A 25,129-nucleotide genomic window follows, 5' to 3' on the forward strand; every position below is an offset into this window, starting at 1 on the left:
ACTATCCCCCGTTTTTCCCGTGCTTCTTCTCGGTCGCGTTCTTCAGGTCAAGGTCCTGCTTCTCGAAGCTCTTGAGCGCACCCTCTACGTGCTTCCCCAAGTCCTTGACGTTTTCCAGCAATTCGCGTCGATAGTTGTCCCAGTTGGTAACGAACTCGTCCATCTTTCCGGCGATGCTGTCGTGACCCCAGATGTCCCGGATGTCGTCGCGGTGGTCGTTGATGCCCTCGAGGACCTTCCTGATGTCCCGGAGATTGCTCTTCGAAGACCCCAGCAGCGTGTAGTCGACAACCAGCCGGTCGTGCCCGCCCATGTTTCCCCTCCCGTTGTGCTTACACGGTCAACAGCTCACGTCGCCGCTCACCCCACCGGCACAGTCACCGTGAACGCCTCCCCGTTGCCCAGGTGCAGCAGCCCCTTGCCCGGGGTTACCGGGCCGCCCACCGAGCTGCGGCTCAGGCGGACGCCGATCAGTTCGCCGCTGGAGGTGTCCTGGGGGGAGAGCAGCAGGCCCTGCCGGGACTTCTTCAGGTCGACCTGCCAGCCGCTGAAGCCGGAGCAGACGTCGTCCTCGTCGCCGGCGATGACGATGCCGATGCCGCGGTCGGAGCCCGTCGAGATCAGCTTCTTGAACTCGTCCTCCGCGTCGCAGTCCTCGAGGAGTTCGCCGTCGTCGATCAGGATGACGATCGGGCGCTCCACGGACGCCGTCGCCACGGCCTCCTGCAGCTCGTCCTCCTCGATGTCGCTGCCCGTGAAGACCGCCAGCACGCCCTCGAGGCCCTTCAGTTCGCGCAGCGGGGAGGTCCGCGGGGCGGCGACGACGAGGCGGACGCCGCGGCCCACGAACGTACGCGCCAGGTTCATCAGCACCGTCGAGCGGCCCGACTTCGCCGGGCCCGCGATCACGAAGCCCGGCGAGCCCTGTCCCAGGTCCGGGCCGAAGGCCATCAGGTCGTCGCCGCCGACACCCACCAGGCCCCACAGCCGCGAGGCGGCCGCCGCCGGGTCGATGTGCTGCCACGCCTCGCCGAAGGTGATGCGGCTGGGCAGCGAGTCCACCCGGAAGGGACGGAGGTGCCGCGGCACCGCCGCGTCCCGGCGGGTCGCCCCCTCTCCGATGGCCGCAAGGGCCGCGTTCTGGCCCTGCCCGGTGGCGTCCTCGCTCAGCAGCGCGAACTGGATCTCCGTAGCCGTCTCGTTGCGGAACGCGCGGCCGGGCGGGATCTCGTCCGGCACCTTGCGGCTGTTGATGCCCAGCATCGTGAAGTCGGTACGGTCCGCGAGGCGCAGGGCGAGCTTGTCCTCCGTGAGGGAGGAGATCCGGCCGGTGAGGAGCTGCCGGTCACCCGTGATCACCAGGTGGATGCCCACGCTCGCGCCCTCGCGCATCAGGGTCAGCAACTCGTCGGTCAGCTCGCCGTGTTCCAGCTCGCCCAGGGAGGTGACCCAGCCCTCCCAGCGGTCCAGGAGCAGCACGATGTGCGGCAGCCGCCGGTCCTCCGGCGACCCGGCGCGCTGCTCGCCGATGTCCGCGAAGCCGGACTCCGCGAGCAGCTCCTGCCGCCTGCTCGCCTCCGCCGACAGCCGGCGGATCAGCCGGACGGCCCGCTCGCTCTGGTTGCGGCCCACCACGGCGCCGCAGTTCGGCAGCTTGGTGAGCGCGTTCAGCGCGCCGTTGCCGCAGTCGATGCCGTACAGGTGGACGTCGGCGCAGGAGAGGGTGCGGGCCAGGGAGCCCGCGATCGTACGCAGCACCTGGGAGCGGCCGCTGCGCGGCGCGCCCGCGATGAGCAGGTGTCCGAAGGTCGCGAAGTCGATCGCGACCGCGCGGCGGGCCTGGCTCGACGGCAGGTCCTCGATGCCGTACGGCGCCGGGGGCAGCGCGCCCAGGCCCTGCACCGGCGGCAGGTCCTCCGGCAGCAGGGTCTCCGCGAGGGCCGGCAGCCACGGGCTGTGGGGCTGCGGGATGCGCAGGTGCGCGTTGGCCTCCCGGACGGCGTCGACCAGTACCTTCAGGTCGGTGATCTCCTCTTCCTCGCTCTTGGCGGCCGCGGGCTTCGCCAGCGCCGCGCGGCCCAGACCGGCCCAGTCCAGCTCCCCGGTCCACGGGGCGATGGCCATCGGGTCCACGGTGCCGGGGCGGCGGCCGCCGACGCGGCCGGACTGGAAGGGGATGAGGGAGGCCGCGCCGGTGCGCACGTAGGCGCGGCCCGGGTTGTTCTTGGAGATGTTGCCGGCCTCGGGCGAGTCGATGACGTCCGAGGACTCGCCGCCGTCGGTGACCCGCAGGGCGATACGGAGGTTGGTGTTGGCCCGGATCTCCGGCGAGACCACGCCGGACGGCCGCTGGGTGGCCAGCATCAGGTGGATGCCGAGGGAGCGGCCGCGCTGGGCGATGTTGACGAGGCCGGTGACGAAGTCGGGCAGGTCGCGGACCATGGACGCGAACTCGTCGATGACCAGCAGCAGTCGGGGCAGCGGTGCCATACCTGGGTTACGGCGCACCAGGTCCTGGTAGTCCTCGATGTCCTTCGCCCCGACCTGGGCGAGGATGTGCTCGCGGCGGTGCAGTTCGGCGCCGAGCGACTCCAGGGCGCGCTCGACGAGGTGGGCGTCGAGGTCGGTGACCATGCCGACGGTGTGCGGCAGGTGGACGCAGTCCTTGAACGCGCTGCCGCCCTTGTAGTCGACGAGCACGAAGGTCATGTTCTCCGGCGTGTTCGCCACCGCCAGCGCGGCGACGATCGTCTGCAGCAGTTCGGACTTGCCGGAGCCCGTCGTACCCGCGATGAGACCGTGCGGCCCGTCCTTGCGGATGTCGATGCCGAACGGCCCGTCGTACGACTCGCCGACCATCGCCAGCGTGGACTGCCCGCCGGTCTGCCAGCGGGCGGCCACCGCGGCGGCCGTCGGCGGCTCCATCCCGATGACGTCGAGGAGCCGGCTGGCGTCCGGCAGCGCGCTGTCCGTCGCCTCGCCGCTGATGTCGCGCAGCGGGGCGAGCGCCCGGGCGACCCGGTCGCACCAGGCCGGCGAGACGAAGTCGGGCCGTACGCCCAGGATCTTGGCCTTGCCCTCCTGCTGTACGCGGAGTCGCAGCACGGAGGGGTCGATCTGTTCCGCGGCCGTCGGCGCCGCGGGCACCGGGGAGCCGCTGTGGCTGTCGAGGGAGAGCATCACGGCGGCGGTGTTGGTCAGCGCCGGGTTGGCGGGCGCGGCCGACTTCTTCCCCCTCTTCTTCTTGCGGCGCGACCTGCCGGCCTCGTCCGCCGCCTTCTTCCGCTGCTCCTCCTCGGCGGCCCGCCGCAGTACTTCGTAAGCGTCGCTCGCGCCGCCGCCGGCCTGCTGCTCGTGCCGGGCGTGCCGGGCGGTGCGCGGTTCCGCGATCACGATGCCCTTGCACTCGCCCGGCAGGAAGCGCTCCTCGGCGTCCAGGCAGATCGCGTACATCGATACGGCCGGGCCTTCCTGCAGCAGCCGTACGACGCCGGGCATCGAGCGCAGCCGGCGCGAGCCGTCCCAGACGACGACGATGTCGGGGTCGGCGAAGCCCACCTGACCGCGGTTCTCCTGGGCGGCCTTCTGCCTGGCCTCGAGGATCTGGGTGAGTTCGCCGATGCGGGCGCCGACGGTCTCGGCGTCGTTCCCGATGAGGACGTTGGCGTCCTGCGCCGTCGGACGGGCGTGCGGCAGCCAGCGGACCCAGTCCCAGCTGGGCTGCGCGTTCGCCTCGGTGAGTACGTAGAACTGCACATCCAGCGGGCTGTGCAGGGCGGCCGCCTGGGTCACCGTCCACCGCGCCAGGCTGCGCGCGGTGTCGTCGGGGCCCGCGAAGCCGATCACACCGAGCTGGCCGAGGTGCAGGGCGACGGGGGTGTCGGCGATCTCCCAGGTGACCTGGCGGCGGTGGTCGTCCTGCTCGGGGTCGTCGAGGACGACGGCGGAGGGCAGCCGGCCGGTGCCCACCCGCAGCAGCAGGTGGTCGGCGTCGCTGCGGCGGCGCTCCCACAGACGGGTGCGGGGGCCGGTGGCGTTGGCCCAGATGGTGCCGGGGTCCGGGTGGTCGAGGAGGCGGTCGCCGCGCTCCAGGGCCAGCGCCTCCTGCGCGTCGCGCTCGATCCGGGCCTTGTGCTCCTCGTACTCCTCGACCTGCTTGGCGTGCGACTTGCGGCCGTGCTTCTTGTCCCAGAAGTAGTTGCCGATCATGATCAGCGGGCTGAAGACCGCCATCACCAGGTACGTCGCGCGCCCCATCACCATCGCCATGGTGACGGCCATGACGAGCGGGGACAGCGCCATCAGCCAGGGCAGCGGCCGGGCCTGGTGCTCCTTCGGGGGCGCCGGCAGGCGGAACGTGGTGGTGCGCTCCGGCGGGCGCAGCCGCGGCGGGCGGTTGTAGTCGAGCCCGGAGCCGTCGTCGGACCACTTCAGGGCCGCGTCCGGGGGCGTGTAAGGGGCCACGTCGAGCAGGGTGTTGCCCATGGCGAGCTGGGAGCCGACGGGCAGCTGCTGCCCATCGAGGGGCTTGCCGTCGACGCGCACCTCGAGCGCGGGCTCCTTGCCCTCGGGCGCCGCACCCGGCCGGCCGGGCTGCCCGCCCGACTGTTCGCCGCCCTGTCTGCCGCCGTGCACGGCCAGCCGGAGGTCGTCAGCGGAGACCACGTAGAGGGTCATCGCACGCTGGGGCAACTCCGGCTCATTGATGACTATTTGGCAGCTCGGGCCGGAGCCTATGTCGTACCGGCCGATGCCGAGCCGGTACACGGCGCCGGCGTCGGGCCCGCCGGCCACCCGGACCTCGATGACACCGGACTGCTCGCCGGGCAGCGTGCCGGAGGGGTCGTCCAGGCTCACCACCGCGCCGTCGCGCAGCGGGGAGCCGGCGACGGTGTGGTTGGGGTCCACGTGGTAGTTGTCGACGTAGAGCGCGGGGCCGGGCTGTCCGGGGAGCGAGCCGGGGCCGCCCATGCCCCGCACCCGGGCGGCCAACTCCCGGGCGACGGCGTCGATACGGGCCTCTGGGTCGGCGTCGAGGACGAGGTCTTTGCCGATGTGCGTATAGGGGTCGACGACGGTCAGCTTCAAACGCACTTAGCTCCTCCTCGAAATGCCTCTCTACGAAGGAGAGAATATCTTCCCGGCAAAGCGGTCGCGTACCGGCGCCATGTCCCAACAACGTCCCGATTTACTGGGATTCAATGTCGGTCGTGACGGCACTTATGTGCACCTGTAAGGGCTAGCGACTAGGGTGCCCAACGGCGCGTGCCGAACCGGTGCGCGCCATGCGTATGCCGGGAGGGGGACCTCGCGGTCGTCAACGGGAAGGGGAGCGTCATGGCTAAAGACCTTGATGTCACATATGAGGACATGCGGGCCGCCGCGAAGAAGATGAACCGCGAGAAGGAGCGCATCGAGGAGAAGCTTCACGACCTGAAGACCTACATCGACGGCCTGCTCGAGAAGGGCTTCGTCACCCGGCAGGCGTCGAAGAAGTTCGGTCACGACTTCGAGGAGTTCAAGCAGGGCATGTCGAAGACCAACGAGGGTCTCGACGGCCTGGCCCAGTACCTGGAGAAGGCTGCGGACTCCTTCGAGAACCTCGACCTCGAGCTCGGCAAGTAAGCCGGCGCCTGCCGCGGCAGAGCCTGCCTGCGCGCAGCGACGGGGGGTGAGGGTGGTGTCGGCCGATCCAGGCCGACCCCACCCGCACTCCCCCTTTTTTGCTTTCTGCGCCACCCGATATTCCTCCATTTCCATTACACCCGTTACGGCACATGCACAGAATATTCACAGGCGCCAAGTAGTACTTGATGGACTTGATGACACTTCTGTCCGTTGTGACCGCAGTCGTCGTGATCATGGTGATGAGGCGCTGGAATTTCGTGATTCTTGCCCTCATGAGCCCGGTCACGGTCACGGTCGCGGTCGCGGCGAATTACGCCATGGCAGGAGTCACGGGAGGGAGCAAAAGCGAATTGCGGAGGATGCTCAGGACGCTTTGATCGCTTTGATCGCGCTGGTCGCTGAGCCGCTCGGCCGTCGGGTGATCGGCGGCAAGGCGCCTGCCGGGCGCCGGAAGTGTGGGGGCGGACGAGTCGGCCTGTACGCCGGGTTTTGTCTCCCGTGGCCCTTGCGGGCCGCGGGGAGGCGGCCATCCATCTAGGACTGCCGTTGCCGGCAGCCTCGTGCGGTCCACCCGCGGACTCGGGCGGGCAGCCCTCGAACATCCGCGCAGGGCCGTCAGCCGACGGCCCCTTTTGACCTTGCTCCAGGTGGGGTTTACCTAGCCCTCCGAGTCACCTCGGAGGCTGGTGGTCTCTTACACCACCGTTTCACCCTTACCGGCGCCTTGCGGCACCGGCGGTCTGCTTTCTGTGGCACTGTCCCGCGGGTCACCCCGGGTGGGCGTTACCCACCACCCTGCCCTGTGGAGCCCGGACGTTCCTCGGTGAGGTCCGAAGACCCCCACGCGACCGCCCGGCCGGCTCGTCCGCCGTGCCGACCATGGTACCCGTACGCCGCGGCGGCTCGTCCTTGACCTTGTCGCAGCGTCAACGTTTCTACTGGACCGCATGAGGATCGGAGAGCTCGCGACGCTGGCCGGGGTCACCACCCGGACCGTGCGCCACTACCACCACCTCGGGCTGCTGCCCGAGCCCGAGCGCCGCGCCAACGGCTACCGGGAGTACGCGCTGCGCGACGCCGTGCTGCTGGCGCGGGTGCGGCGCCTCACCGAGCTGGGGCTCGGCCTTGACGAGGTACGGGACGTACTGGCCGAGGACGCCGGACGGGCGCTGGAGGAGGTGCTCGCCGAGCTCGACGCGGATCTGGCGCGGCAGGAGGCGGAGCTGCGCGAGCGGCGGGCGCGGCTGCGTACGTTGCTGGACCGCGCCGAGGAGCACGGCGGCCTGCCCGCCGAGGGCCCCGTGTCCGAGGAACTCGCGGACGTCTTCGGGAAGATGGCCCGCGTCTCGGCCGCACGCCCCGGGCCCGAGCCCGCGATGGCCGCCAAGGAGCGGGAGATGATGGCGCTGTTCGAGTCGATGGGCGGGGTGGCGGAGCGCGAGAGGCTGTCCTCCCTGCTCGGTTCGGCGCTCATGGAGCCCGCGGCCATGGACCGCGCGTACGAGGTGTACGCGCTGCTGGACGAGCTCGCGGAGGCCGAGGTGGACGACCCGCGGGTGACGCGGGCCGCGCAGGAGATCATCGGCTGCCTGCCGGACGCGGTGGTCGCCGAGCTCGGCGCCGATGCGCGCGAGGCCATGGCCATGGCCGGTACCGGCTCCGGTACCGAGGACGCGGCGGCGGCCCGGTCGCTGATGGCCGCCTTCTACGCCCACTTCGCGCCCGCCCAGGCCGCCGCCGTCCAGCAGGCGATCCGGCTCATGGTGGAGCGTGCGCGGTGAGCCGGCGCCGGGCGGCGCGCCTGCTGCTCGCCCATGAGGGGCGGTGGCTGGCGAGCCTGGGGCTGTGGGTGGTCCGGCGGCGGGACGGCGCGGGGCGGGATGCCTGTGGTGTGCGCGCCTTCGGGTATGCGGGGGCGCAGGCCCCGTTGGTGCTCGGCTTCGCCTTCGTGTGCCTCGTCGAGACCGTCGGCGTCGCCTTCCTGCTCGCGGGCTTCCCGCTCGTCCACGCGATCATGCTCGTGCTGGACGTCTACACGGTCCTGATGGCGCTCGGGCTGCACACCGTGGCGGTCACCCGGCCGCACCTGGTGAGCGCCGACGCGCTGCGCATACGGAACGGTGCGCGGCTCGACGCCTCGATACCGCTGGACCGCATCGCCACCGTGCGCCGCGACCTCCGCTTCCCGAAGGGCAGGCCGCCCGCCGGCGTCCTGGAGTCGGCCGTCGCCGGACAGACCGCGGTCACGCTGGAGCTGTCCGCGCCGGTGACGGTCGTACGGCGGCTGCTGGGGCCGCCGGAGGAGGTCCGTACCGTCCGCTTCCACGCGGATGACGCGCGGGCGGTGGTGACGGCACTGCGGGAGGCGCTGGCCGCCGTGCCGGAAAGCGGGCGGGCCGCTCACGCCGGTACGAAGCGCACCGTCTCGCGTCCCGGGTAGGCGGCCGTGAGGCGGACCCGCAGCGGGTGGCCCAGGGGCAGTGGCGGGGCCTCGGGGGCGGCGTCCACGCGGCCGACGACGGCCGGGGCGCAGAGGTGGACGGTGCCCTGGCGGGGCCGCTCCTCGTGGACGTCGACGACGTAGCCGTCGAAGAGCTCGCCGATCCGGTCGTGCAGGACGGCCGCCTCGACCAGGTCGACGCACTCCCGCTCGACCCGGTTGGCACGCCGCCCGCCCGCCGCCATCTCCTCCGGCAGCGCGGGCAGCGCCGCGCGTACCCACTCCGGTACCGGCTTCCCCGCCGCCGCTGCCAGGCACAGCTCGGCGACGTAGCGGTCCACCAGGCGCCGCAGCGGCGCGGTGGCGTGCGTGTACGGCGCGGCGACCGCGGAGTGCAGGGCGTGCGCCGAGTCGGGCGGGGAGCCGTCGAAGACCGTGTAGCCCGCGCCGCGCAGCAGGGCGGTGCACTCCTGGAGGAACGCGGCGTGCGTGCTCCGGTGCGGATCGAGGCCGCGGATCAGCTCCGCGTACGAGGTGTGGTGCGGCCAGTCGACGCCCAGCGCGCGGGCGGTACGGCGCAGCCGTCCGACCGCGCCGTCCGGTGCGGCAGGCAGGGTGCGCAGGATGCCGGTCCCGGAGTCGAGCATCAGGTCGGCCGCCGCCATGCCCGTGAGCAGCGAGAGCTGCGCGTTCCAGCCGTCGGCCGGCAGCGGGGCACGGTAGGCGAGGCGGTACCGGCCGTCGCGCAGCACGATCTCCTGTTCGGGGACGTTCAGCGAGATGCCGCCGCGGGCCCGCTCGCGCTCCTCGCGCAGCTGCCCGATGTCGCGGAGGAGCGAGAGCGGCTCCTCGGCGGTGCCGCTCTCGATGGCGCGCTGCACGCCTTCGTAGTCGAGCCGGGCACGGGAGCGGACGACGACCCGCCGGACGTCGGTGGCGACCAGCGCTCCGTACTCGTCGAGATCGAGCCGCCAGAGGACGGCGGGCCGGTCCTGGTCCGGGAGAAGGCTGGCGGCGCCCTCACTGAGGACGGGCGGGTGCAGGGGGACGCGCCCGTCGGGGAAGTACAGGGTCATCACACGGCGGTGCGCTTCGTTGTCCAGCGCGCTCCCCGGGGTGACGAACGCGGCCACGTCGGCGATGGCGTAGTACACGCGGAAGCCGCCGGGCTCCCGCCGCGTGAGGTACATCGCCTGGTCGAGGTCGGTCGAGCCGGGCGGGTCGAGCGTGAAGAGCGGCAGGTCCGTGGCGTCCTCGGCCGGCAGCCGGGGGCCGCGCGCCGCGCGGGCCGCCTCCTCCCTGACCTCGGGCGGGAAGTCGGCGGGCAGCTCCGTCCGGGTCCGCAGCTCCTCCAGCGCGCCGCACAGCAGGGCGGTGTCCGCCGGGGATTCGTCGGTCACTCGCATCGGGCGACGGGGCATGGAGCCGAGACTAGGACAAATCCCTCCCGGCCACCGTCCGGCGCCGGCACGCGACCGAATAGGGTTCACGGGGGCCGCGTACCAGGCGCGCGCCCCGCATCCGTGCCCGTACCCCCGTAAGGAGAACGACCGTGCTCACGCTGCTGCCGCCGTCCGAAGGCAAGGCCGGAGGCCGGGACGGCGCGGCCCCGCTGGACCTGGCCGCGCTGTCGCTGCCGGGCCTCACGGCCGCCCGCGAGACGGTGCTGACCGAGCTGGTCGAGCTGTGCGCGGCGGACGCCGGCAAGGCGCAGGAGGTACTGGGGCTGAGCGAGGGTCTGAAGGGCGAGGTCGCGAAGAACGCCGGGCTGCGCACCGCCGGCACGCGGCCGGCGGGCGAGATCTACACCGGCGTGCTGTACGACGCGCTGGACCTGGCCACGCTGGACGCCGGGGCGCGGCGGCGGGCCGAGCGGTCGCTGCTCGTGTTCTCCGGGCTGTGGGGCGCGGTGGGCGTCGCCGACCGGATCCCTTCGTACCGCTGCTCCATGGGCGTGAAGCTGCCCGCCCTGGGCGCGCTCGGCGCCTACTGGCGCGCCCCGATGGCGGAGGCGCTGCCCGCGGCGGCCGGTGATCAGCTCGTACTGGACCTGCGTTCGGCGGCGTACGCGACGGCGTGGAAGCCGAAGGGCGAGGTCGCCGAGCGGACGGCGACGGTGCGGGTGCTCCAGTCCAGGATCGTGAACGGGGTCGAGAAGCGGTCCGTGGTCAGCCACTTCAACAAGGCGACGAAGGGGCGGCTGGTCCGGGACCTGCTCTCGGCGGGGCTGGAGCCGGCCGGTCCGGCGGAGCTCGTGGAGGCGCTCGGCGAGCTGGGTTACGCGGTCGAGGCGCAGCCCCCGGCCAAGGCCGGCAAGCCGTGGGCGCTGGACGTGATCGTCACCGAGCTCTGAGAATATTGCAGCATGTGCAACGCTCGTTGCGAAGAGTGCGGACGAGGCGCACTATGAACCCGTGACTAGTGCTGCCTCCGCCTCCGCCGCCGCTTCCCCCGAGCGCTCCGTCCTCGGGCTCGCCCCCGTCATCCCGGTCGTCGTCCTGGAGGACGCCGCCGACGCCGTACCGCTCGCCCGTGCGCTCGTCGCGGGCGGCCTGCCCGCGATCGAGGTGACGCTGCGCACCCCCGCGGCGCTGGACGCGATCCGGGCGATCGCGGCCGAGGTCCCGGACGCGGTGGTCGGCGCGGGCACGGTGATCACGCCCGCGCAGGTCACGGAGACCGTCGCGGCGGGCGCCCGCTTCCTGGTCAGCCCGGGCTGGTCGCCCCGGCTGCTCGGCGCGATGAAGGACTCCGGCGTGCCGTTCCTGCCGGGCGTCTCGACGACGTCCGAGGTCGTGACGCTGCTGGAGGAGGGCATCACGGAGATGAAGTTCTTCCCGGCGGAGGCGGCGGGCGGCACGGCGTACCTGAAGTCGCTGGCCTCGCCGCTCCCCCAGGCCCGGTTCTGCCCGACGGGCGGCATCAAGGAGGCGAACGCACCGTCGTACCTGGCGCTGCCGAACGTGGCGTGCGTGGGCGGCACATGGATGCTGCCGGCGGACGCACTGGCGACCAAGGACTGGGCACGGGTGGAGGGGCTGGCGGCCGGGGCGGCAGCGCTGCGCCCGTAAGGGGCGCGGGGAACTGCGCGACCGGCCACGACGGCGCGGCAGTCGGCAGCCGAGCGCGCCGCCCTCCCCCGTGGCCGGAGTCGGCCCTTCGGAGCGCGAGCGCTACCGCAGGTGCGACGTATCGTTCAGCAGCCGCACCGACGCGTTGCCGTCCCCGTAGTACGCGATCGCCGACAACGAGGCCGCGGACAGCTCCATGCGGAACAGCGACTCCGGCGGCGCGCCGAGCGCCAGCCGGACCAGCGTCTTGACCGGCGTCACATGCGTGACGAGCAGGACCGTCTTCCCGGCGTACCGCGCCTGCAGCCGGTCCCGCGCCTGCGCGACCCGCCGCGCCACGGCCGCGAACGACTCGCCGCCGCCGGTCGGTTCGGCCTTCGACGAGGCGAGCCAGGCGTTCAGGTCGTCCGGGTAGCGGTCGCGCACCTCGGAGAAGGTCAGCCCCTCCCAGGCGCCGAAGTCCGTCTCGCGCAGGCCGTCCTCGATGCGGACGTCCAGGCCGAGCCGGGCCGCGATCGCCTCGGCGGTCTCCCGGCAGCGGCGCAGCGGGGAGCTGACGATCGCCTGGACCGTGCCCCGTACGGCGAGCGCGCCGGCGGCCTCGCGTGCCTGCAGGCGCCCTGCGGCGGAGAGTTCGGGGTCCGAGCCACCGCTCCCGGAGAACCGCTTCTCCGGGGTCAGCGCGGTCTCGCCGTGCCGCAGCAGTACGAAGGTGGTCGGCGCGCCGAGGTCGGCGGGCGCGGCCCAGCCGGACGACGGCGCGGCGGTGGCGGCCGTGGCAGCGGGCAGCTCGGCATCCGCCACCGCGGTGTCCGAAGCCGTCGCGCCCGCGGGCTCCCGCGCACCCACCGCCAGCGCCGCGCGCGACGCGCCCGGCTCCCACTGGCGGCCCGCCGCGCCCGCGTCCATCGCCTCGTTGGCGAGACGGTCGGCGTGCTTGTTCTGCGCGCGCGGAATCCACTCGTACGTGACCCGCTCGGGCGGGAAGACCGCCTTGGCGGTGGCCGCGAGCGGCTGCATGTCCGGGTGCTTGATCTTCCAGCGCCCGGACATCTGCTCGACGACCAGCTTGGAGTCCATCCGGACTCTGATCTCCGCCTCCGGGTCGAGCGCGTGGGCGGCGCGCAGCCCGGCCACCAGGCCCCGGTACTCGGCGACATTGTTCGTGGCCGTACCGAGGTACTCGGCGGCCTCGGCCAGCGTCTCGCCGGTCTCGGGGTCGAGGACGACGGCGCCGTACCCGGCGGGCCCGGGATTGCCCCGCGACCCGCCGTCCGCCTCGACGATGAACGTCCGCGCCATCGGACTTACAGGCCGGAGTCCGGCGTGCGGACCAGGATGCGGCTGCAGTTCTCGCAGCGCACGACCTGGTCGGGCGCCGCGGCCCGCACGTCGTTCAGCTCGGTGATGTCCAGCTCCAGGCGGCAGCCCTCGCAGCGGCGCTGGAAGAGCCGGGCGGCACCGACGCCGCCCTGCTTCGCGCGCAGCCGGTCGTACAGCTTGAGCAGGTCGTCGGGGATGTCGGCGACGGTCAGCGCGCGCTCCTTGGTGACCGTGGCGGCCTCCTCGTCGATCTCGGCGAAGGCGGCGTCCCGACGGGCGACCGCGTCGGCGACCTTGGCCTGGATGGCCTCCACCCGCCCGGTCAGCTCGGTGACGCGCTCCTGCGCGGCCTCGCGGCGCTCCATGACCTCCAGGACGACGTCCTCCAGGTCGCCCTGGCGCTTGGCGAGCGAGGTGATCTCGCGCTGGAGGTTCTCCAGGTCCTTGGGCGAGGTGACCGCGCCGGAGTCCAGGCGCTGCTGGTCGCGGGCCGCGCGCTGGCGCACCTGGTCCACGTCCTGCTCGGCCTTGGTCTGCTCGCGGGCGGTGTCGCTCTCCTCGGTCTGCGAGGCGACGAGCAGGTCGCGCTGCTGGGTGAGGTCGCTCTCCAAGGTCTGGAGCTCGGCCAGCTCGGGGAGGTTGTTGCGCTTGTGCGCCAGCTGGGTGAGCCGGAGGTCCAGGGACTGGACGTTCAGAAGGCGGATCTGGTCTGCGGGCGCGGCGTTCAGTTGGGGGCTCCTGGTGAGTCGGTGGTGGTCCGGGAGGACGCCGCGTGGGCGGTCCAGGGGTCGGTGACCGTACGGGAGACGTGCGTACGCAGGTCCCAGCCGTGCCGGTCGGAGATCTCGTCGAGCTGCGCGGCCGCCTGCTCGCACCACGGCCACTCGGTGGCCCAGTGCGCGGCGTCCAGCAGCCCGAGCGGGCTCTTCTGGGTGGCCTCGGAGGCCGGGTGGTGGCGCAGGTCGGCGGTGAGGAAGGCATCCACGCCCGCCGCGCGCACATCGTCGAAGAGGCTGTCACCGGAGCCGCCGGACACCGCGACCGTACGGACGGTGCGGTCGGGGTCGCCGGCGGCGCGGATGCCCTGCGCGGTGGCCGGCAGCCGCTCGGCGGCGTACCGGGCGAACTCCGCGAGGCTCATCGGGTGGGTCAGCTCGCACACCCGGCCGAGGCCGCGGCGGCCCGCCGGGTCGCTCGCGTCCGGCACCAGAGGGCGCAGCACGCGCAGGTCCAGGGCACCGGCGAGGGCGTCGGAGACGCCGGGATCGGCGGTGTCGGCATTGGTGTGCGCGACGTGCAGGGCGATGTCGTTCTTGATCAGCGTGTGGACGGCCTTGCCCTTGAAGGTGGACGCCGCGACCGTCGTCGTCCCGCGCAGGTAGAGCGGGTGGTGGGTGACGAGCAGGTCGGCGCCGAGCTGCACGGCTTCGTCGACGATCTCCTGTACGGGGTCGACGGCGAAGAGCACGCGCTGTACGGGCGCTTCGGGGTCGCCGCAGACGGTGCCGACGGCGTCCCACGCCTCTGCCCGCTCGGCGGGCCACAGGGCGTCGAGGGCGGAGAGGACTTCAGACAGTGCGGGCACGGGTGGAAGGTTACCTCCCAGCCCCGGCGGAACGCCCAGCCGCGGTGGCCCCAGGATGCCGGGCGCACCTGGGCAGGCACCCGGCGCACCCCTGGCGGACCGCCACCGGACGCCGCGCGGACCCGGCGCGGAGCGACCCGGCTGGCACATCCGCCACACCGCTCGCAGGCGAATCGGACAACGGCCACTCATACGCGTGAAGTGGTCCATCACGCGTTGATCGACACGAAGTGCGAAAACTAGCTTCAGTCGTGACTGGAGGTGACCATTCCATGACTGCCTGTGCAATCGAGGGCGTTGGAACCGACGGGAACACCGAGGACGTCACGGAGACCGCCGCTCCCGGACCCCCCGAGCTCCCCGGGCTCCGGGGGCTCACCGGACTGCCCCACCGCCCCGCCGCGCTGACGCTCGCCGCCGACGGTTCGTACGCCGCGCGGCTCACCCAGGGGCCGGGCGGCGGCTGGTACCCCGAGCGCTGGACGCTGGACGGCTGCGAGCCGTACGCGGTGCCGCTCCCCGGCCGCCGCCCCGAGCAGCCGGACAGCGCGCTGCTGCCGCTCACCGACGGCCGGGTGCTGATCCTGCGCCGCACGGAAGGCCACTGCACGGTCGCCCTCCTGTACCCCACGGGCCCGGGCACCGGCGAACTCCCGCTGGGCGCCGTGGAGACCGAGGAGCTGACGCTGCTGCCGCCCGCCCCCTGCGGCACTGCGGCCCACGCGCTCGCCCCCGTGGGCGGCGACGGCGCGCGCCGGGCCACCGCGGTCTGGCTGCTGCACGGCGGGGGCGAGGGGCCGCAGCGGATCGCCCTGGTGCCGGGCCGCTGCACCGGCGGCGCCTGGCTGGACAAGGAGGGCCGGCTGCTGGCCCTGGACCGCGAGCTGGACGGCCTTACCAAGACGGTGGTGGTCGACCTCGGCCGGGGCGGCGAGGTCAGCCCGCTGCTGCAGATCGCGGAGCGGAGCAACGACCGGCTGCTGCTGGCCGACCCCGACAGCGGGCTGATCCTGCTGCGGTCGGACGCACCCGGGTACGACCGGATGGGCTGGGGCGTACTGGGCAGCACGCTGCCGGTGCGGTTCCCCGAAGCGCTGCGCTCGGCGGACGCCGCGCTGACGCCGTTCGCCGTGCAGCCGGGACAGGTGCTGACCCCGGAGAGCTGCGCGGTGGCGTTCCGGGTGGACGCGGCGGCCGGTACCTGGCTCGCCACGTGGCGGCCCGCGGCGAAGCGGCTGGGCCGGCCGGCCGCGCCCGCGGGCTGGCTCGCCGGTACGGGCCGGTGGACGCCGGACGGCGAGCTGCGGCTGCCGTACGCGACGCCGGCCACCCCGTGCGGCGTGGCCCGGGTGAGCGTCCCCTGGGACGCTGCGGTCACGGCACCTCCGGGCGCCGCGCCCCCGTCTCCCGCGCTCCCCGTACCGGTGCCGGCAGCGGCCCCCGCGTCGCATTCGCAACGCCTGACGCGTCTCCCCTGGGACACCTCGTCCGCTTTGCCGCCGACTTCCGTAATCCGCACGACCCCCGCCGGATATCCGAACGACTGCACAACATCCGCACAATCGGACCCCACCGCGCGGGAACCGTACGCAAGCGGGGCGCATCCCCAACCGTGCAGGCCAGTACCGCTGCAGCAGGCGCCACTGGCGGCCCGGGAGGCCCGGTAGAGCGAAAAAGTACGCCCCGTTAGAATTCGGAAGGGGGCTACGCAGCCGGTTGACCCGGCCACCGACGGTGATGCCGCGGCGGTCCCGACGCGTACACCTGTAAGCGATCTGACGGAGTGACACTTTCCATGTCCGAAGCCCGAACCGACACGACCCAGGCGCGCCCGCAAGGGTCCTCCGCCCAGGCCGCCACGGCCGCAGGCTCCGGCAAGCACCGTGGCCCGGCAGCGAGCGAGGACGCGGCCGCGTCCAGCGCCGGGCGGCACCGCCGGCCCAAGAACTCCCGGGAAGCCTGAGCACCACCGGCCCTCCCGAGTCGGCCGTGGGGGGGGGGGGGGGGGGGGGGGGGGGGGGGGGGGGGGGGGGGGGGGGGGGGGGGGTGTGGGGGGGGGGGGGGTGTAGGGTGCTGGGAGGGGGGGAAGAGGGGCCGAAGCGTGCGGGGGCAGGGGTGTTGTGGGGGGTGGGGGGGTGTCCCCCCCCCCCCCCCCCCCCCCCCCCCCCACGCGCGGTCGGTCGGCGACCGGCCGGTCAGCCCGCCACCGGCTGTGCGGCCCGCATCAGCTCGCGGCGCTGCTTCATGAACGGGCGGGGGCGGTTGAGGGCGAGGACCGCGGTGGTGCGGCCGTCGCGCTCGTACGCGGCGAGGAAGCTGCGGTCCTCGGGGGAGCCGTCGAGCACTCGCAGGGTGTCGGTGGGCAGCCGCCGTCCGGCGAACTGGATGCGGACGCCGTACTGGTCGGACCAGAAGTACGGCACCGCGCGATGCGCCAGGAGGGTCTCGCCCGCGAGCAGGTTGTGGACGGCGGTGGCGGCCTGTTCGGTCGCGCTGGTCCAGTGCTCGGTACGGGACCCGTCGACCCGGGCCACGTCGCCGACCGCGACGACGTGCGGCAGCGCGGTCACGCACCCGGCGTCGCAGACCACCCCGTCGTCCAGGGCCAGCCCGGAGCCGGCCAGCCAGTCGGTGTTCGGGCGGACGCCGATCCCGACGACGACGGTGTCGGCGGGCAGCACCCGCCCGTCGGCCAGCTCGACACCGGAGACCCGGCCGCCCGGCTCGCCCTTCAGCGCGGCGACGCCCGTACCGGCGACCAGGGTGACGCCGTGATCACCGTGCAGCCCCGCGCAGACCCCGGCCATCTCCTCGCCGAGCTGCGGCAGCAGCGGGAGCGGCGCGGCCTCGACGACCGTGACCTCATGACCGAGCGCGGCACACGAAGAGGCGACCTCGGCGCCGATGAAGCCGCCGCCGATCACCACGACCCGCACCGGCCCGGCGGCCAGGTCGGCGCGGAGCGCCTGGGCGTCGTCGAGGCCGCGCAGGGTGTGCACCCCGGCGAGCTCGGGCCCCGGCAGCCGGCGCGGGGTGGCGCCGGTGGCGACGACCACCCCGTCGGTGGCCAGCGACCGGCCGCCTGCCAGCCGCACCGACCGGCCGTCGGCGGCCAGCCCGGCGGCCCGCGTCCCGAGCAGCCACTCCGCGTCCAGCTCGGCGACCTCCTCGGCGTCCGCCAGTGCGAGGTCGTCCTGCCCGGTCGTGCCCTTGAGGAAGTCCTTGGACAGCGGCGGCCGGTCGTACGGACGGTGGCACTCGTCCCCGACGATCATCAGCCGTCCCTCGAAACCCTGGGAGCGCAGCGCTCTCGCGGCGTACAGTCCGGCCAGCGAGGCTCCGACGACGGTGACCGTCCTCATGCGGCGTTGCCTTCCTCGGCGGCGTGGCGCACGTAGATCATGCCGTCCTCCACGGTGACGGAGTGGGTGCGGACGGCGCGGCGGGCGGGCAGGCAGGTCGGGGCGCCGGTGCGCAGGTCGAACGACGCGGCGTGCAGCGGGCATTCGACCAGGCAGCCCTCCAGCCAGCCGTCGGCGAGCGAGGCGTCCTGGTGGGTGCAGGTGTCGTCGATGGCGTAGATCTCGCCGTCGGCGTTGAAGACGGCGATCGGAGGTGCGGTGTCGATGCGTACGGACTCGCCTGCGGGCAGGTCATTGAGGTGGCAGACGGGAATCACGGGGCACCCCTCTTACTGTTCGGTATAGTTGAGTTCCGCGATGCGCACGGCGAAGCGCTCTGCGCAACAGAATCCAAGCCGGGAGCCCGCGCGTCAAGCGCCTCCCTTCAGATGCCGGCCCGCATCGGGTCGCGCCAGGTGGTGAGATCGGATGACGGACAGCGCGAAGGACACGTCGGAGGCCAGGTCAGCGAAGAAATCACCCCGCGGAGCGGGGAGTTCCGTGCAGTCGGTGGACCGTGCGGTCACCGTGCTGGAGATCCTCGCCCGGCACGGCGAGGCGGGGGTGACCGAGGTCGCCGACGAGCTCGGCGTGCACAAGTCGACGGCCTTCCGGCTGCTCGGCGTGCTGGAGAACCGCGGGCTGGTCTCCCAGGAGCAGGAGCGCGGCAAGTACTACCTCGGCGCCGGGGTGCTGCGGCTGGCCGGCGCCGCCGCGGTCCGGCTGGACATCTCGCAGGAGGGCGCGCCGATGTGCCGGCTGCTCGCCGACGAGCTGGGCGAGACGGCCAACATCGCGGTGCTGGACAACGGCGCGGCGGTCAACATCATGCAGGCCCGCGGCCCGGCCTCGGTCACCGCGCAGAACTGGCTCGGCCGCCGCACCCCGCTGCACGCGACCTCCAGCGGCAAGGCGCTGCTGGCGTTCCAGCCGGGCCCGGTGCAGGACGCCGCGCTCGCCCGGAAGCTGCCGCGGCTCACCGAGCGGACCATCACCTCCGTCGCCGAGCTGCGCGACCAGCTCGCCGAGGTGGTGCGCAACGGCTTCGCGGTGGCGATGGAGGAGCTGGAGCTCGGGCTGCACGCGGTCGCCGCGCCGGTGCGCGCGCACGACGGCCAGGTGATCGGCGCGATCAGCGTCTCGGCGCCCGCGTACCGGCTGGAGCCCGAGCGCATCCCGGAGGTCGCCAAGCGCACGGTCGAGGCGGCCCAGGAATTGTCCCGCCGCATGGGATACGGGAGTTGACCCCCGCCGACTAGGCGGTTCGACCGTACGCAGGAACGATGCGGGGCCGGTGCCGACCGGCCCCGCTGCCTTGTCTGCGATCAGTACCGGCGCTTTTACCAAGGGTTAACTCGCACCCCTTGACGGCGCCGAGACGGCGTTCCCAGTATGTCTCTCATCGCGCAACGAGTCGTGCAGTGCGCAACACTGAGGGGTAGGGGCATGCCACACGAAGTCCGTGCTGTGGTCGCGACGAAAAAGGGCGCACCGGTCGAGGTGCAGCAGATTCTGGTGCCGGACCCGGGCCCGGGGGAAGCGCTCGTCTCCGTGCAGGCGTGCGGGGTCTGCCACACGGATCTGCACTACCGGGAAGGCGCGGTCGGCGACGACTTCCCGTTCCTGCTCGGGCACGAGGCGGCCGGGGTGGTGGAGGCCGTGGGGGACGGCGTCACCGACCTGCTGCCCGGCGACTACGTGGTGCTCGCCTGGCGCGCGCCCTGCGGCACCTGCCGCTCCTGTCGCCGCGGCCGCCCCTGGTACTGCTTCGACTCGCGCAACGCCGCCCAGCCGATGACGCTGCTCGACGGCACCCCGCTGACCCCGGCGCTCGGCATCGGTGCCTTCGCCGAGAAGACGCTGGTCGCCGCGGCGCAGGCGGTCAAGGTCGACCCGGCGGCCCGCCCCGAGGCCGCGAGCCTGATCGGCTGCGGCGTGATGGCCGGCTACGGCGCGGCCGTGAACACCGGAAACGTGCGGCGCGGCAACACGGTCGCGGTCATCGGCTGCGGCGGCGTCGGCAACGCGGCGATCGCGGGCGCCTGCCTCAACGGCGCACGCAAGGTCATCGCCATCGACATCGACGACAGAAAACTCGACCGGGCCGAGAAGTTCGGCGCCACCCACATCATCAACTCCCGCGGCACGGACCCGGTCGAGGCGGTGCGCGCCCTGACGGACGGTTTCGGCGTGGACCTCGCGATCGACGCGGTGGGCCGCCCGGAGACGTACACGCAGGCGTTCTACATGCGCGACCTCGCCGGCACCCTGGTCCAGGTGGGCGTGCCCGAGCCCGGCATGAAGGTCGAGATCCCGCTCAGCGATCTCTTCTCGCGCGGCGGCGCCCTCAAGTCCTCCTGGTACGGGGACTGCCTGCCCAGCCGCGACTTCCCCGACCTGATCGACCAGTACCTCTACGGGCTGCTCGACCTCGAAGCCTTCGTCACCGAGCGGATCTCCCTGGACGAGGTGGAGGCCGCCTTCGACACCATGCGCGGCGGCCGCGTCCTGCGCTCCGTGGTCGTCCTCTGAGGGACGCCAGTCCCGGAACTTCCTGCCTGACCCGAAGGAGGGGCATGTCCCGCACACCCGCCACCGATGCCCGCGTGGTCGTGATCGGCGCCGGCATCGTCGGCTGCTCGCTCGCCGACGAACTGACCGCGCGCGGCTGGCGCGATGTCACCGTCCTCGAACAGGGCCCGCTCCCGGCCCCCGGCGGCTCCACCTCGCACGCCCCCGGGCTGGTCTTCCAGACCGGCCCCTCCAGGACCATGACCGCGTTCGCCTCGTACACCGTCGAGAAGTTCAACTCCCTCGAAGTGGACGGGCTGTCCTGCTTCAACCCGCTCGGCGGGCTGGAGCTCGCCACCACCCCCGAGCGCTGGGCCGACCTGCACCGCAAGGCCGGGCTGGCCGCCTCCTGGGGCGTACGCGGCGAACTGATCACCCCGGCGGAGTGCAAGAAGTACTGGCCGATGCTGGACGAGGACCGGGTGCTCGGCGGGTTCTACACCCCCGACGACGGCCTGGCCCGCGCCGTCCTCGCCTGCCGCGCGCAGATCGCCCGCGCGGAGCAGCGCGGCGCCCGCTTCCTGGAGCGGCACACCGTCACCGGCATCGAGCGCGCGGACGGCCGGGTCACCGGCGTCGTCACCGACCGCGGCACCTTCCCCGCCGACCATGTCGTCTCCGCGGCCGGCTTCTGGGGCCCGGTGATCGGAAAGATGGCCGGCGTGGACGTGCCGCTGCTGCCGCTCGCCCACCAGTACGCCAAGACCGCGCCGCTCCCGGAGCTCGACGGCGTCAACGACCCGCGCACCGAGGCGAGCAAGCCGATCCTGCGGTTCCAGGACCGCGACCTGTACTACCGCGAACACACCGACCGCATCGGCATCGGCTCCTACGCGCACCGCCCGATGCCCGTCGACCCCGCCGCCGTGCCCGCCTTCGACGACGCGCCCGTCATGCCGTCCTCGCTGCCCTTCACCGCGGAGGACTTCGCACCGAGCTGGCAGGACAGCGTCGAACTGCTCCCCGCGCTCGGCGAGTCCGCGGTCGAGGAGGGCTTCAACGGCGTCTTCTCCTTCACCCCCGACGGCATGCCCGTCCTCGGCGAATCCCGTGACCTGCGCGGATTCTGGCTCGCCGAGGCGGTCTGGGTCACCCACTCCGCGGGCGTCGCGCGCGCCGTCGCCCAGTGGATGACCGACGGCCGCCCCGACATCGACGTTCACGAGTGCGACCTGTACCGCTTCGAGGACGCCCAGCGCTCGCCCGCGTACATCGAGGACCGCGGCGCCCAGAACTTCGTCGAGGTCTACGACGTCATCCACCCGCTCCAGCCCATGGAGCAGCCCCGCCCGCTGCGGGTCAGCCCCTTCTACGCCCGCCAGCAGGAGCTGGGCGCGTACTTCCTGGAGGGCGGCGGCTGGGAGCGCCCGCACTGGTACGAGGCCAACGCCCCGCTCGCCGAGGGCATCGAGCTACCGGAGCGGGACGCCTGGTCGGCCCGTTACTGGTCGCCGATCGCCGCGGCCGAGGCGAAGGCGACGCGCGAGAAGGTCGCCCTGTACGACATGACGCCGCTGCGCCGCCTGGAGGTCACCGGGCCCGGCGCGCTCGCCTTCCTCCAGCGCATGACCAGCAACCAGCTCGACAAGAAGCCGGGTGCGGTCACCTACACGCTGCTGCTGGACGAGACGGGCGGCATCCGCTCCGACCTCACCGTGGCCCGGCTCGCGCCCGACCGCTTCCAGGTCGGCGCCAACAGCGGCTCCGACCTGGACTGGCTCCTGCGGCACGCCCCGGAAGGGGTGCAGATCCGCGACATCACCTCCGGCACCTGCTGCATCGGCGTCTGGGGCCCGCTCGCCCGCGACCTGGTCCAGCCGCTCACCCGCGACGACTTCTCGCACCAGGGCTTCGGCTACTTCAAGGCCAAGCAGACCTACCTCGGGCACGTCCCCGTCACCGCGATGCGGCTGAGCTACGTGGGCGAGCTGGGCTGGGAGCTGTACACCACCGCCGACCTGGGCCTGCGCCTGTGGGACACGCTGTGGGAAGCCGGGCAGGAGCACGGCGTGATCGCGGCCGGGCGGTCCGCCTTCAACAGCCTCCGGCTGGAGAAGGGCTACCGCGCCTGGGGCCACGACATGACGACCGAGCACGACCCGTACGAGGCGGGCGTCGGCTTCGCCGTCCGCCCCGCCAAGGGCGACTTCCTCGGGCGCGCGGCGCTGGAGGGCCGGAGCGCGGAGACCGCCCGCCGCAAGCTGACCTGCCTCACCCTCGACGACCCGGCCGCCGTGGTCCTCGGCAAGGAGCCGGTGTATGTGGACGGCGCGCCCGTCGGCTACGTCACTTCGGCCTCCTACGGCTACACCGTCGGCCGGTGCGTCGCCTACGCCTGGCTGCCGGCCGCGGCCGCCGTCCCCGGCACCGCCGTGCACGTGGAGTACTTCGGCGCGAAGATCCCCGCGACCGTCGCCGAGGAGCCGCTGTTCGACCCGGGCATGACCCGCATCCGCAAGTAGCGCTTGGCACAAGTAGTTCGCTTGAGGAGACGCACATGACGACCACGCCCGAACTCGCCCCTACCAGCAGCCTGATCGCCACCCTGCCCGGCACCTCCTACACCGACCCGGAGACCTTCCGGCAGGAGCAGGAGAAGATCTTCGAGCGCCTGTGGTTCTGCGCCGTGCGCAGCGCCGACCTGGCCAAGCCCGGCGCCTTCCGCACCGTGCAGGTCGGCCGGGAGAACGTCCTGGTCACCCGCAACCGCCGCGGCGAACTGCGGGCCTTCCTGAACATCTGCCGGCACCGCGGCGCCCGCCTGTGCACCGAGGAGTCCGGCGAGGCCCGCCGCAACCTCCAGTGCCCGTACCACGCCTGGACCTACGACTTCGACGGCAAGCTGGTCGCCGCGCCCAACCTGCAGAAGATGCCGGACATCGACCGCACCGAACGCGGCCTGGTCACCGTCCCGCTGCGGGAATGGCTCGGCTACGCCTGGGTCTGCCTGGCCGACGAGCCGCCCTCCTTCGAGGACACCGTGATCGGCGCGGCCGTCGAGCGGCTCGGCGACGCCGCCTCCATCGAGCGGTACCGCACCGAGGGCCTGGCCCTGGGCAAGCGCATCACCTACGACGTGGCGGCCAACTGGAAGCTCATCATCGAGAACTTCATGGAGTGCTACCACTGCGCCACCATCCACCCCGAACTCACCGACGTCCTCCCGGAGTTCGCCGACGGGTTCGCCGCCCAGTACTACGTGGGGCACGGCGCCGAGTTCGCCCCGGAGGCCGAGGGCTTCACGGTCGACGGCAAGGGCGGCTTCGGCCGGCTCCCGGAGATCGCGGAGACCCAGGACCGCCGGTACTACGCGATCACCGTCCGGCCGCAGGTCTTCGTCAACCTCGTGCCCGACCACGTCATCGTCCACCGGATGTTCCCGATGGCCGCGGACCGCACGGTCGTGGAGTGCGACTGGCTCTACCTCCCCGAGGTGATCGAGTCCGGCGCCGACATCTCCACCTCCGTCGAGCTGTTCCACCGCGTCAACAGCCAGGACTTCGAGGCGTGCGAGCGGACCCAGCCGGCGATGGACTCGCGCGCGTACCGGGACGGCGGCGTCCTCGTACCGAGCGAGCACCACATCGGCGCCTTCCACCAGTGGGTCACCGAGCAGCTGGAGGAGAAGCGTGCCTGAGCTGTTCATCGACGGGCGGTGGCAGGCGGCCGCCGCCGGCGGCACCCGCGAGATCCGCTGCCCTGCCGACCAGACCCTGGTCGCGGTGGTCGACGAGGGCGACGGTACAGACGCGGACCGGGCCGTCGCCGCGGCCCGGCGCGCCTTCGACACGGGACCCTGGCCGCACACCACCGCCGCCCGGCGCGGCGCCAAACTGCTGCGGGTCGCCGACCTCCTGGAGCGCGACAGGGCGGTCCTGGCCCGCGCCGAATCACTCGACACCGGCAAACGGCTGGTGGAGAGCGAGCTCGACATGGACGACATCGCGGCCTGCTTCCGGTACTTCGGCCGCCTGATCACCGAGGAGGGGGACGCGGGCCGGGCCGTCGACGCGGGCAGCGCCACGGTCGACAGCCGCGTCGTGCACGAGCCGGTGGGCGTCTGCGCGCTGATCACGCCGTGGAACTACCCGCTGCTGCAGACCGCGTGGAAGGTCGCCCCGGCCCTCGCCGCCGGCAACACCTTCGTACTCAAGCCCAGCGAGCTCACCCCGCACACCGCGATCCACCTGATGCGGCTGCTCGCCGAGGCCGGGCTGCCGGACGGCGTCGCCAACCTCGTCCTCGGCACCGGACCCGAGGCGGGCGCCCCGCTCACCGACCACCCCGACGTGGACCTGGTCTCCTTCACCGGCGGCCTGGCCACCGGGCGGCGGATCATGGCCGCGGCGTCCGCCACCGTCAAGCGCGTCGCGCTCGAACTCGGCGGCAAGAACCCCAACATCGTCTTCGCCGACGCCGACTTCGAGACGGCCGTCGACTACGCGCTGACCGCGATCTTCCTGCACTCCGGGCAGGTCTGCTCGGCCGGCGCCCGGCTGCTGGTCGAGGACTCCCTGCACGACCGTTTCGTCGACGAGGTGGTGCGCCGGGCCCGGGAGATCCGGCTCGGCGGGCCCTTCGACCCGGAGGCCCGTACCGGCCCGCTGATCTCCGCGGCGCACCGGGAGAAGGTCGAGGCGTACGTCGCCGCCGGGCTCGCCGAGGGCGCCGTGCTGCGCTGCGGCGGCGCCCGCCCCGACGATCCGGACCTCGCGGACGGCTTCCACTACCTGCCGACCGTCCTCGACGACTGCACCTCCGCCATGTCCGTGGTCCGCGACGAGTCCTTCGGCCCGGTCCTCACCGTCGAGCGCTTCACCGACGAGGACGAGGCGGTACGGCTCGCCAACGACACCGTGTACGGGCTGGCCGGCGCCGTGTGGACCACCGACCCGGCGTGCGCCGACCGGGTCGCCGCCCGGCTGCGGCTCGGCACCGTATGGATCAACGACTTCCACCCCTACCTGCCGCAGGCGGAGTGGGGCGGCTTCAAGCAGTCCGGGACCGGCCGCGAGCTCGGCCCCAGCGGCCTCGCCGAATACCGCGAGACCAAGCACGTCTGGCGCAACACCGCCCCGAAGGCGCTCCACTGGTTCGACTGATCCGACTG

At 72.9% G+C, this 25,129-nt stretch carries 21 protein-coding genes and 1 other RNA gene; 13 read left to right on the plus strand and 9 right to left on the minus strand.

Annotated features, from left to right (window positions below; genetic code table 11):
• Position 1 precedes the first annotated feature (1 nt).
• Both ACZ4MH_RS04730 and ACZ4MH_RS04735 read right to left on the minus strand, forming a co-directional pair.
• On the minus strand, positions 2–313 hold the full coding sequence (locus tag ACZ4MH_RS04730; RefSeq protein WP_351597614.1) for a hypothetical protein: 312 nt from the start codon (positions 311–313) through the stop codon (positions 2–4).
• A 47-nt stretch (positions 314–360) separates the two neighbouring features.
• Positions 361–5,094 carry an FtsK/SpoIIIE domain-containing protein gene (locus ACZ4MH_RS04735; RefSeq protein ID WP_351597611.1) on the minus strand — a complete coding sequence of 1,578 codons (4,734 nt, stop codon included), beginning with the start codon at positions 5,092–5,094 and terminating at the stop codon, positions 361–363.
• 243 nt (positions 5,095–5,337) lie between these two features.
• Here ACZ4MH_RS04735 and ACZ4MH_RS04740 point away from each other — a divergent pair, with 243 nt between their 5' ends.
• Together ACZ4MH_RS04740 and ACZ4MH_RS04745 are read left to right on the plus strand one after the other, a co-directional pair.
• Complete coding sequence (locus ACZ4MH_RS04740; RefSeq protein ID WP_351597609.1) at positions 5,338–5,625, plus strand: WXG100 family type VII secretion target; 288 nt, start codon at positions 5,338–5,340, stop codon at positions 5,623–5,625.
• Between the two features lie 188 nt (positions 5,626–5,813).
• On the plus strand, positions 5,814–6,005 hold the full coding sequence (locus ACZ4MH_RS04745; protein WP_351597606.1) for a hypothetical protein: 192 nt from the start codon (positions 5,814–5,816) through the stop codon (positions 6,003–6,005).
• A gap of 85 nt (positions 6,006–6,090) precedes the next feature.
• On the opposite strand, the gene rnpB is transcribed toward ACZ4MH_RS04745, so the two are convergent.
• An RNA gene (rnpB, locus tag ACZ4MH_RS04750) (RNase P RNA component class A) lies at positions 6,091–6,492 on the minus strand.
• Positions 6,493–6,575: 83 nt separating this feature from the next.
• On the opposite strand from rnpB, the gene ACZ4MH_RS04755 reads away from it, so the two are divergent.
• Together ACZ4MH_RS04755 and ACZ4MH_RS04760 are read left to right on the plus strand one after the other, a co-directional pair.
• Complete coding sequence (locus ACZ4MH_RS04755) at positions 6,576–7,409, plus strand: MerR family transcriptional regulator (protein WP_351597604.1); 834 nt, start codon at positions 6,576–6,578, stop codon at positions 7,407–7,409.
• Complete coding sequence (locus tag ACZ4MH_RS04760) at positions 7,406–8,068, plus strand: hypothetical protein (RefSeq protein ID WP_351597602.1); 663 nt, start codon at positions 7,406–7,408, stop codon at positions 8,066–8,068. Before ACZ4MH_RS04755 ends, ACZ4MH_RS04760 begins: the two co-directional genes overlap by 4 nt.
• Here the strand turns inward: ACZ4MH_RS04760 and ACZ4MH_RS04765 are convergent.
• Positions 8,029–9,489, minus strand: a complete 1,461-nt coding sequence (locus ACZ4MH_RS04765) for an RNB domain-containing ribonuclease (protein WP_351597599.1) — start codon at positions 9,487–9,489, stop codon at positions 8,029–8,031. The two genes, ACZ4MH_RS04760 and ACZ4MH_RS04765, sit on opposite strands and share 40 nt — an antisense overlap.
• 131 nt (positions 9,490–9,620) lie before the next feature.
• Here ACZ4MH_RS04765 and yaaA point away from each other — a divergent pair, with 131 nt between their 5' ends.
• Complete coding sequence (gene yaaA / locus ACZ4MH_RS04770) at positions 9,621–10,421, plus strand: peroxide stress protein YaaA (RefSeq protein ID WP_351597596.1); 801 nt, start codon at positions 9,621–9,623, stop codon at positions 10,419–10,421.
• A 61-nt stretch (positions 10,422–10,482) separates the two neighbouring features.
• A complete protein-coding gene (gene eda, locus ACZ4MH_RS04775; RefSeq protein ID WP_351597593.1) occupies positions 10,483–11,139 on the plus strand; it encodes a bifunctional 4-hydroxy-2-oxoglutarate aldolase/2-dehydro-3-deoxy-phosphogluconate aldolase in 657 nt (218 codons plus the stop codon).
• Positions 11,140–11,241: 102 nt separating this feature from the next.
• On the opposite strand, the gene ACZ4MH_RS04780 is transcribed toward eda, so the two are convergent.
• Genes ACZ4MH_RS04780 through ACZ4MH_RS04790 form a run of 3 tightly spaced genes read right to left on the minus strand, consistent with a single transcriptional unit; the run spans position 11,242 to position 14,047 of the window.
• On the minus strand, positions 11,242–12,441 hold the full coding sequence (locus ACZ4MH_RS04780) for a bifunctional RNase H/acid phosphatase (protein ID WP_351597591.1): 1,200 nt from the start codon (positions 12,439–12,441) through the stop codon (positions 11,242–11,244).
• A gap of 5 nt (positions 12,442–12,446) precedes the next feature.
• Positions 12,447–13,190, minus strand: coding sequence for a zinc ribbon domain-containing protein (locus ACZ4MH_RS04785; protein ID WP_351597654.1), 744 nt, complete (start codon positions 13,188–13,190; stop codon positions 12,447–12,449).
• Entirely contained in the window at positions 13,187–14,047 is an 861-nt protein-coding gene (locus ACZ4MH_RS04790; RefSeq protein WP_351597588.1) for a Nif3-like dinuclear metal center hexameric protein, read from the minus strand. The genes ACZ4MH_RS04785 and ACZ4MH_RS04790 overlap by 4 nt, the downstream gene beginning before the upstream one ends.
• Before the next feature lie 272 nt (positions 14,048–14,319).
• On the opposite strand from ACZ4MH_RS04790, the gene ACZ4MH_RS04795 reads away from it, so the two are divergent.
• On the plus strand, positions 14,320–15,714 hold the full coding sequence (locus tag ACZ4MH_RS04795; protein ID WP_351597585.1) for a hypothetical protein: 1,395 nt from the start codon (positions 14,320–14,322) through the stop codon (positions 15,712–15,714).
• A gap of 128 nt (positions 15,715–15,842) precedes the next feature.
• Positions 15,843–16,010, plus strand: coding sequence for a hypothetical protein (locus ACZ4MH_RS04800; RefSeq protein WP_351597582.1), 168 nt, complete (start codon positions 15,843–15,845; stop codon positions 16,008–16,010).
• Between the two features lie 232 nt (positions 16,011–16,242).
• Here ACZ4MH_RS04800 and ACZ4MH_RS04805 read toward each other — a convergent pair whose 3' ends face one another.
• Together ACZ4MH_RS04805 and ACZ4MH_RS04810 are read right to left on the minus strand one after the other, a co-directional pair.
• Complete coding sequence (locus ACZ4MH_RS04805; protein WP_351595052.1) at positions 16,243–17,409, minus strand: NAD(P)/FAD-dependent oxidoreductase; 1,167 nt, start codon at positions 17,407–17,409, stop codon at positions 16,243–16,245.
• Entirely contained in the window at positions 17,406–17,726 is a 321-nt protein-coding gene (locus ACZ4MH_RS04810) for a bifunctional 3-phenylpropionate/cinnamic acid dioxygenase ferredoxin subunit (protein ID WP_351595055.1), read from the minus strand. The genes ACZ4MH_RS04805 and ACZ4MH_RS04810 overlap by 4 nt, the downstream gene beginning before the upstream one ends.
• A 223-nt stretch (positions 17,727–17,949) precedes the next feature.
• Here ACZ4MH_RS04810 and ACZ4MH_RS04815 point away from each other — a divergent pair, with 223 nt between their 5' ends.
• The 5 genes from ACZ4MH_RS04815 to ACZ4MH_RS04835 all read left to right on the plus strand — a co-directional run bounded on the left by ACZ4MH_RS04815 (position 17,950) and on the right by ACZ4MH_RS04835 (position 25,121).
• Complete coding sequence (locus ACZ4MH_RS04815) at positions 17,950–18,693, plus strand: IclR family transcriptional regulator (protein WP_467754080.1); 744 nt, start codon at positions 17,950–17,952, stop codon at positions 18,691–18,693.
• A 201-nt stretch (positions 18,694–18,894) separates the two neighbouring features.
• Entirely contained in the window at positions 18,895–19,980 is a 1,086-nt protein-coding gene (locus ACZ4MH_RS04820; RefSeq protein WP_351595061.1) for an S-(hydroxymethyl)mycothiol dehydrogenase, read from the plus strand.
• 44 nt (positions 19,981–20,024) lie between these two features.
• Positions 20,025–22,481, plus strand: a complete 2,457-nt coding sequence (locus ACZ4MH_RS04825) for a GcvT family protein (RefSeq protein WP_351595064.1) — start codon at positions 20,025–20,027, stop codon at positions 22,479–22,481.
• Positions 22,482–22,516: 35 nt separating this feature from the next.
• On the plus strand, positions 22,517–23,656 hold the full coding sequence (locus tag ACZ4MH_RS04830) for an aromatic ring-hydroxylating oxygenase subunit alpha (RefSeq protein WP_351595067.1): 1,140 nt from the start codon (positions 22,517–22,519) through the stop codon (positions 23,654–23,656).
• On the plus strand, positions 23,649–25,121 hold the full coding sequence (locus ACZ4MH_RS04835; protein ID WP_351595070.1) for an aldehyde dehydrogenase family protein: 1,473 nt from the start codon (positions 23,649–23,651) through the stop codon (positions 25,119–25,121). Before ACZ4MH_RS04830 ends, ACZ4MH_RS04835 begins: the two co-directional genes overlap by 8 nt.
• Positions 25,122–25,129 lie beyond the last annotated feature (8 nt).

It is taken from the genome of Streptomyces sp. NPDC026301, assembly GCF_055567935.1.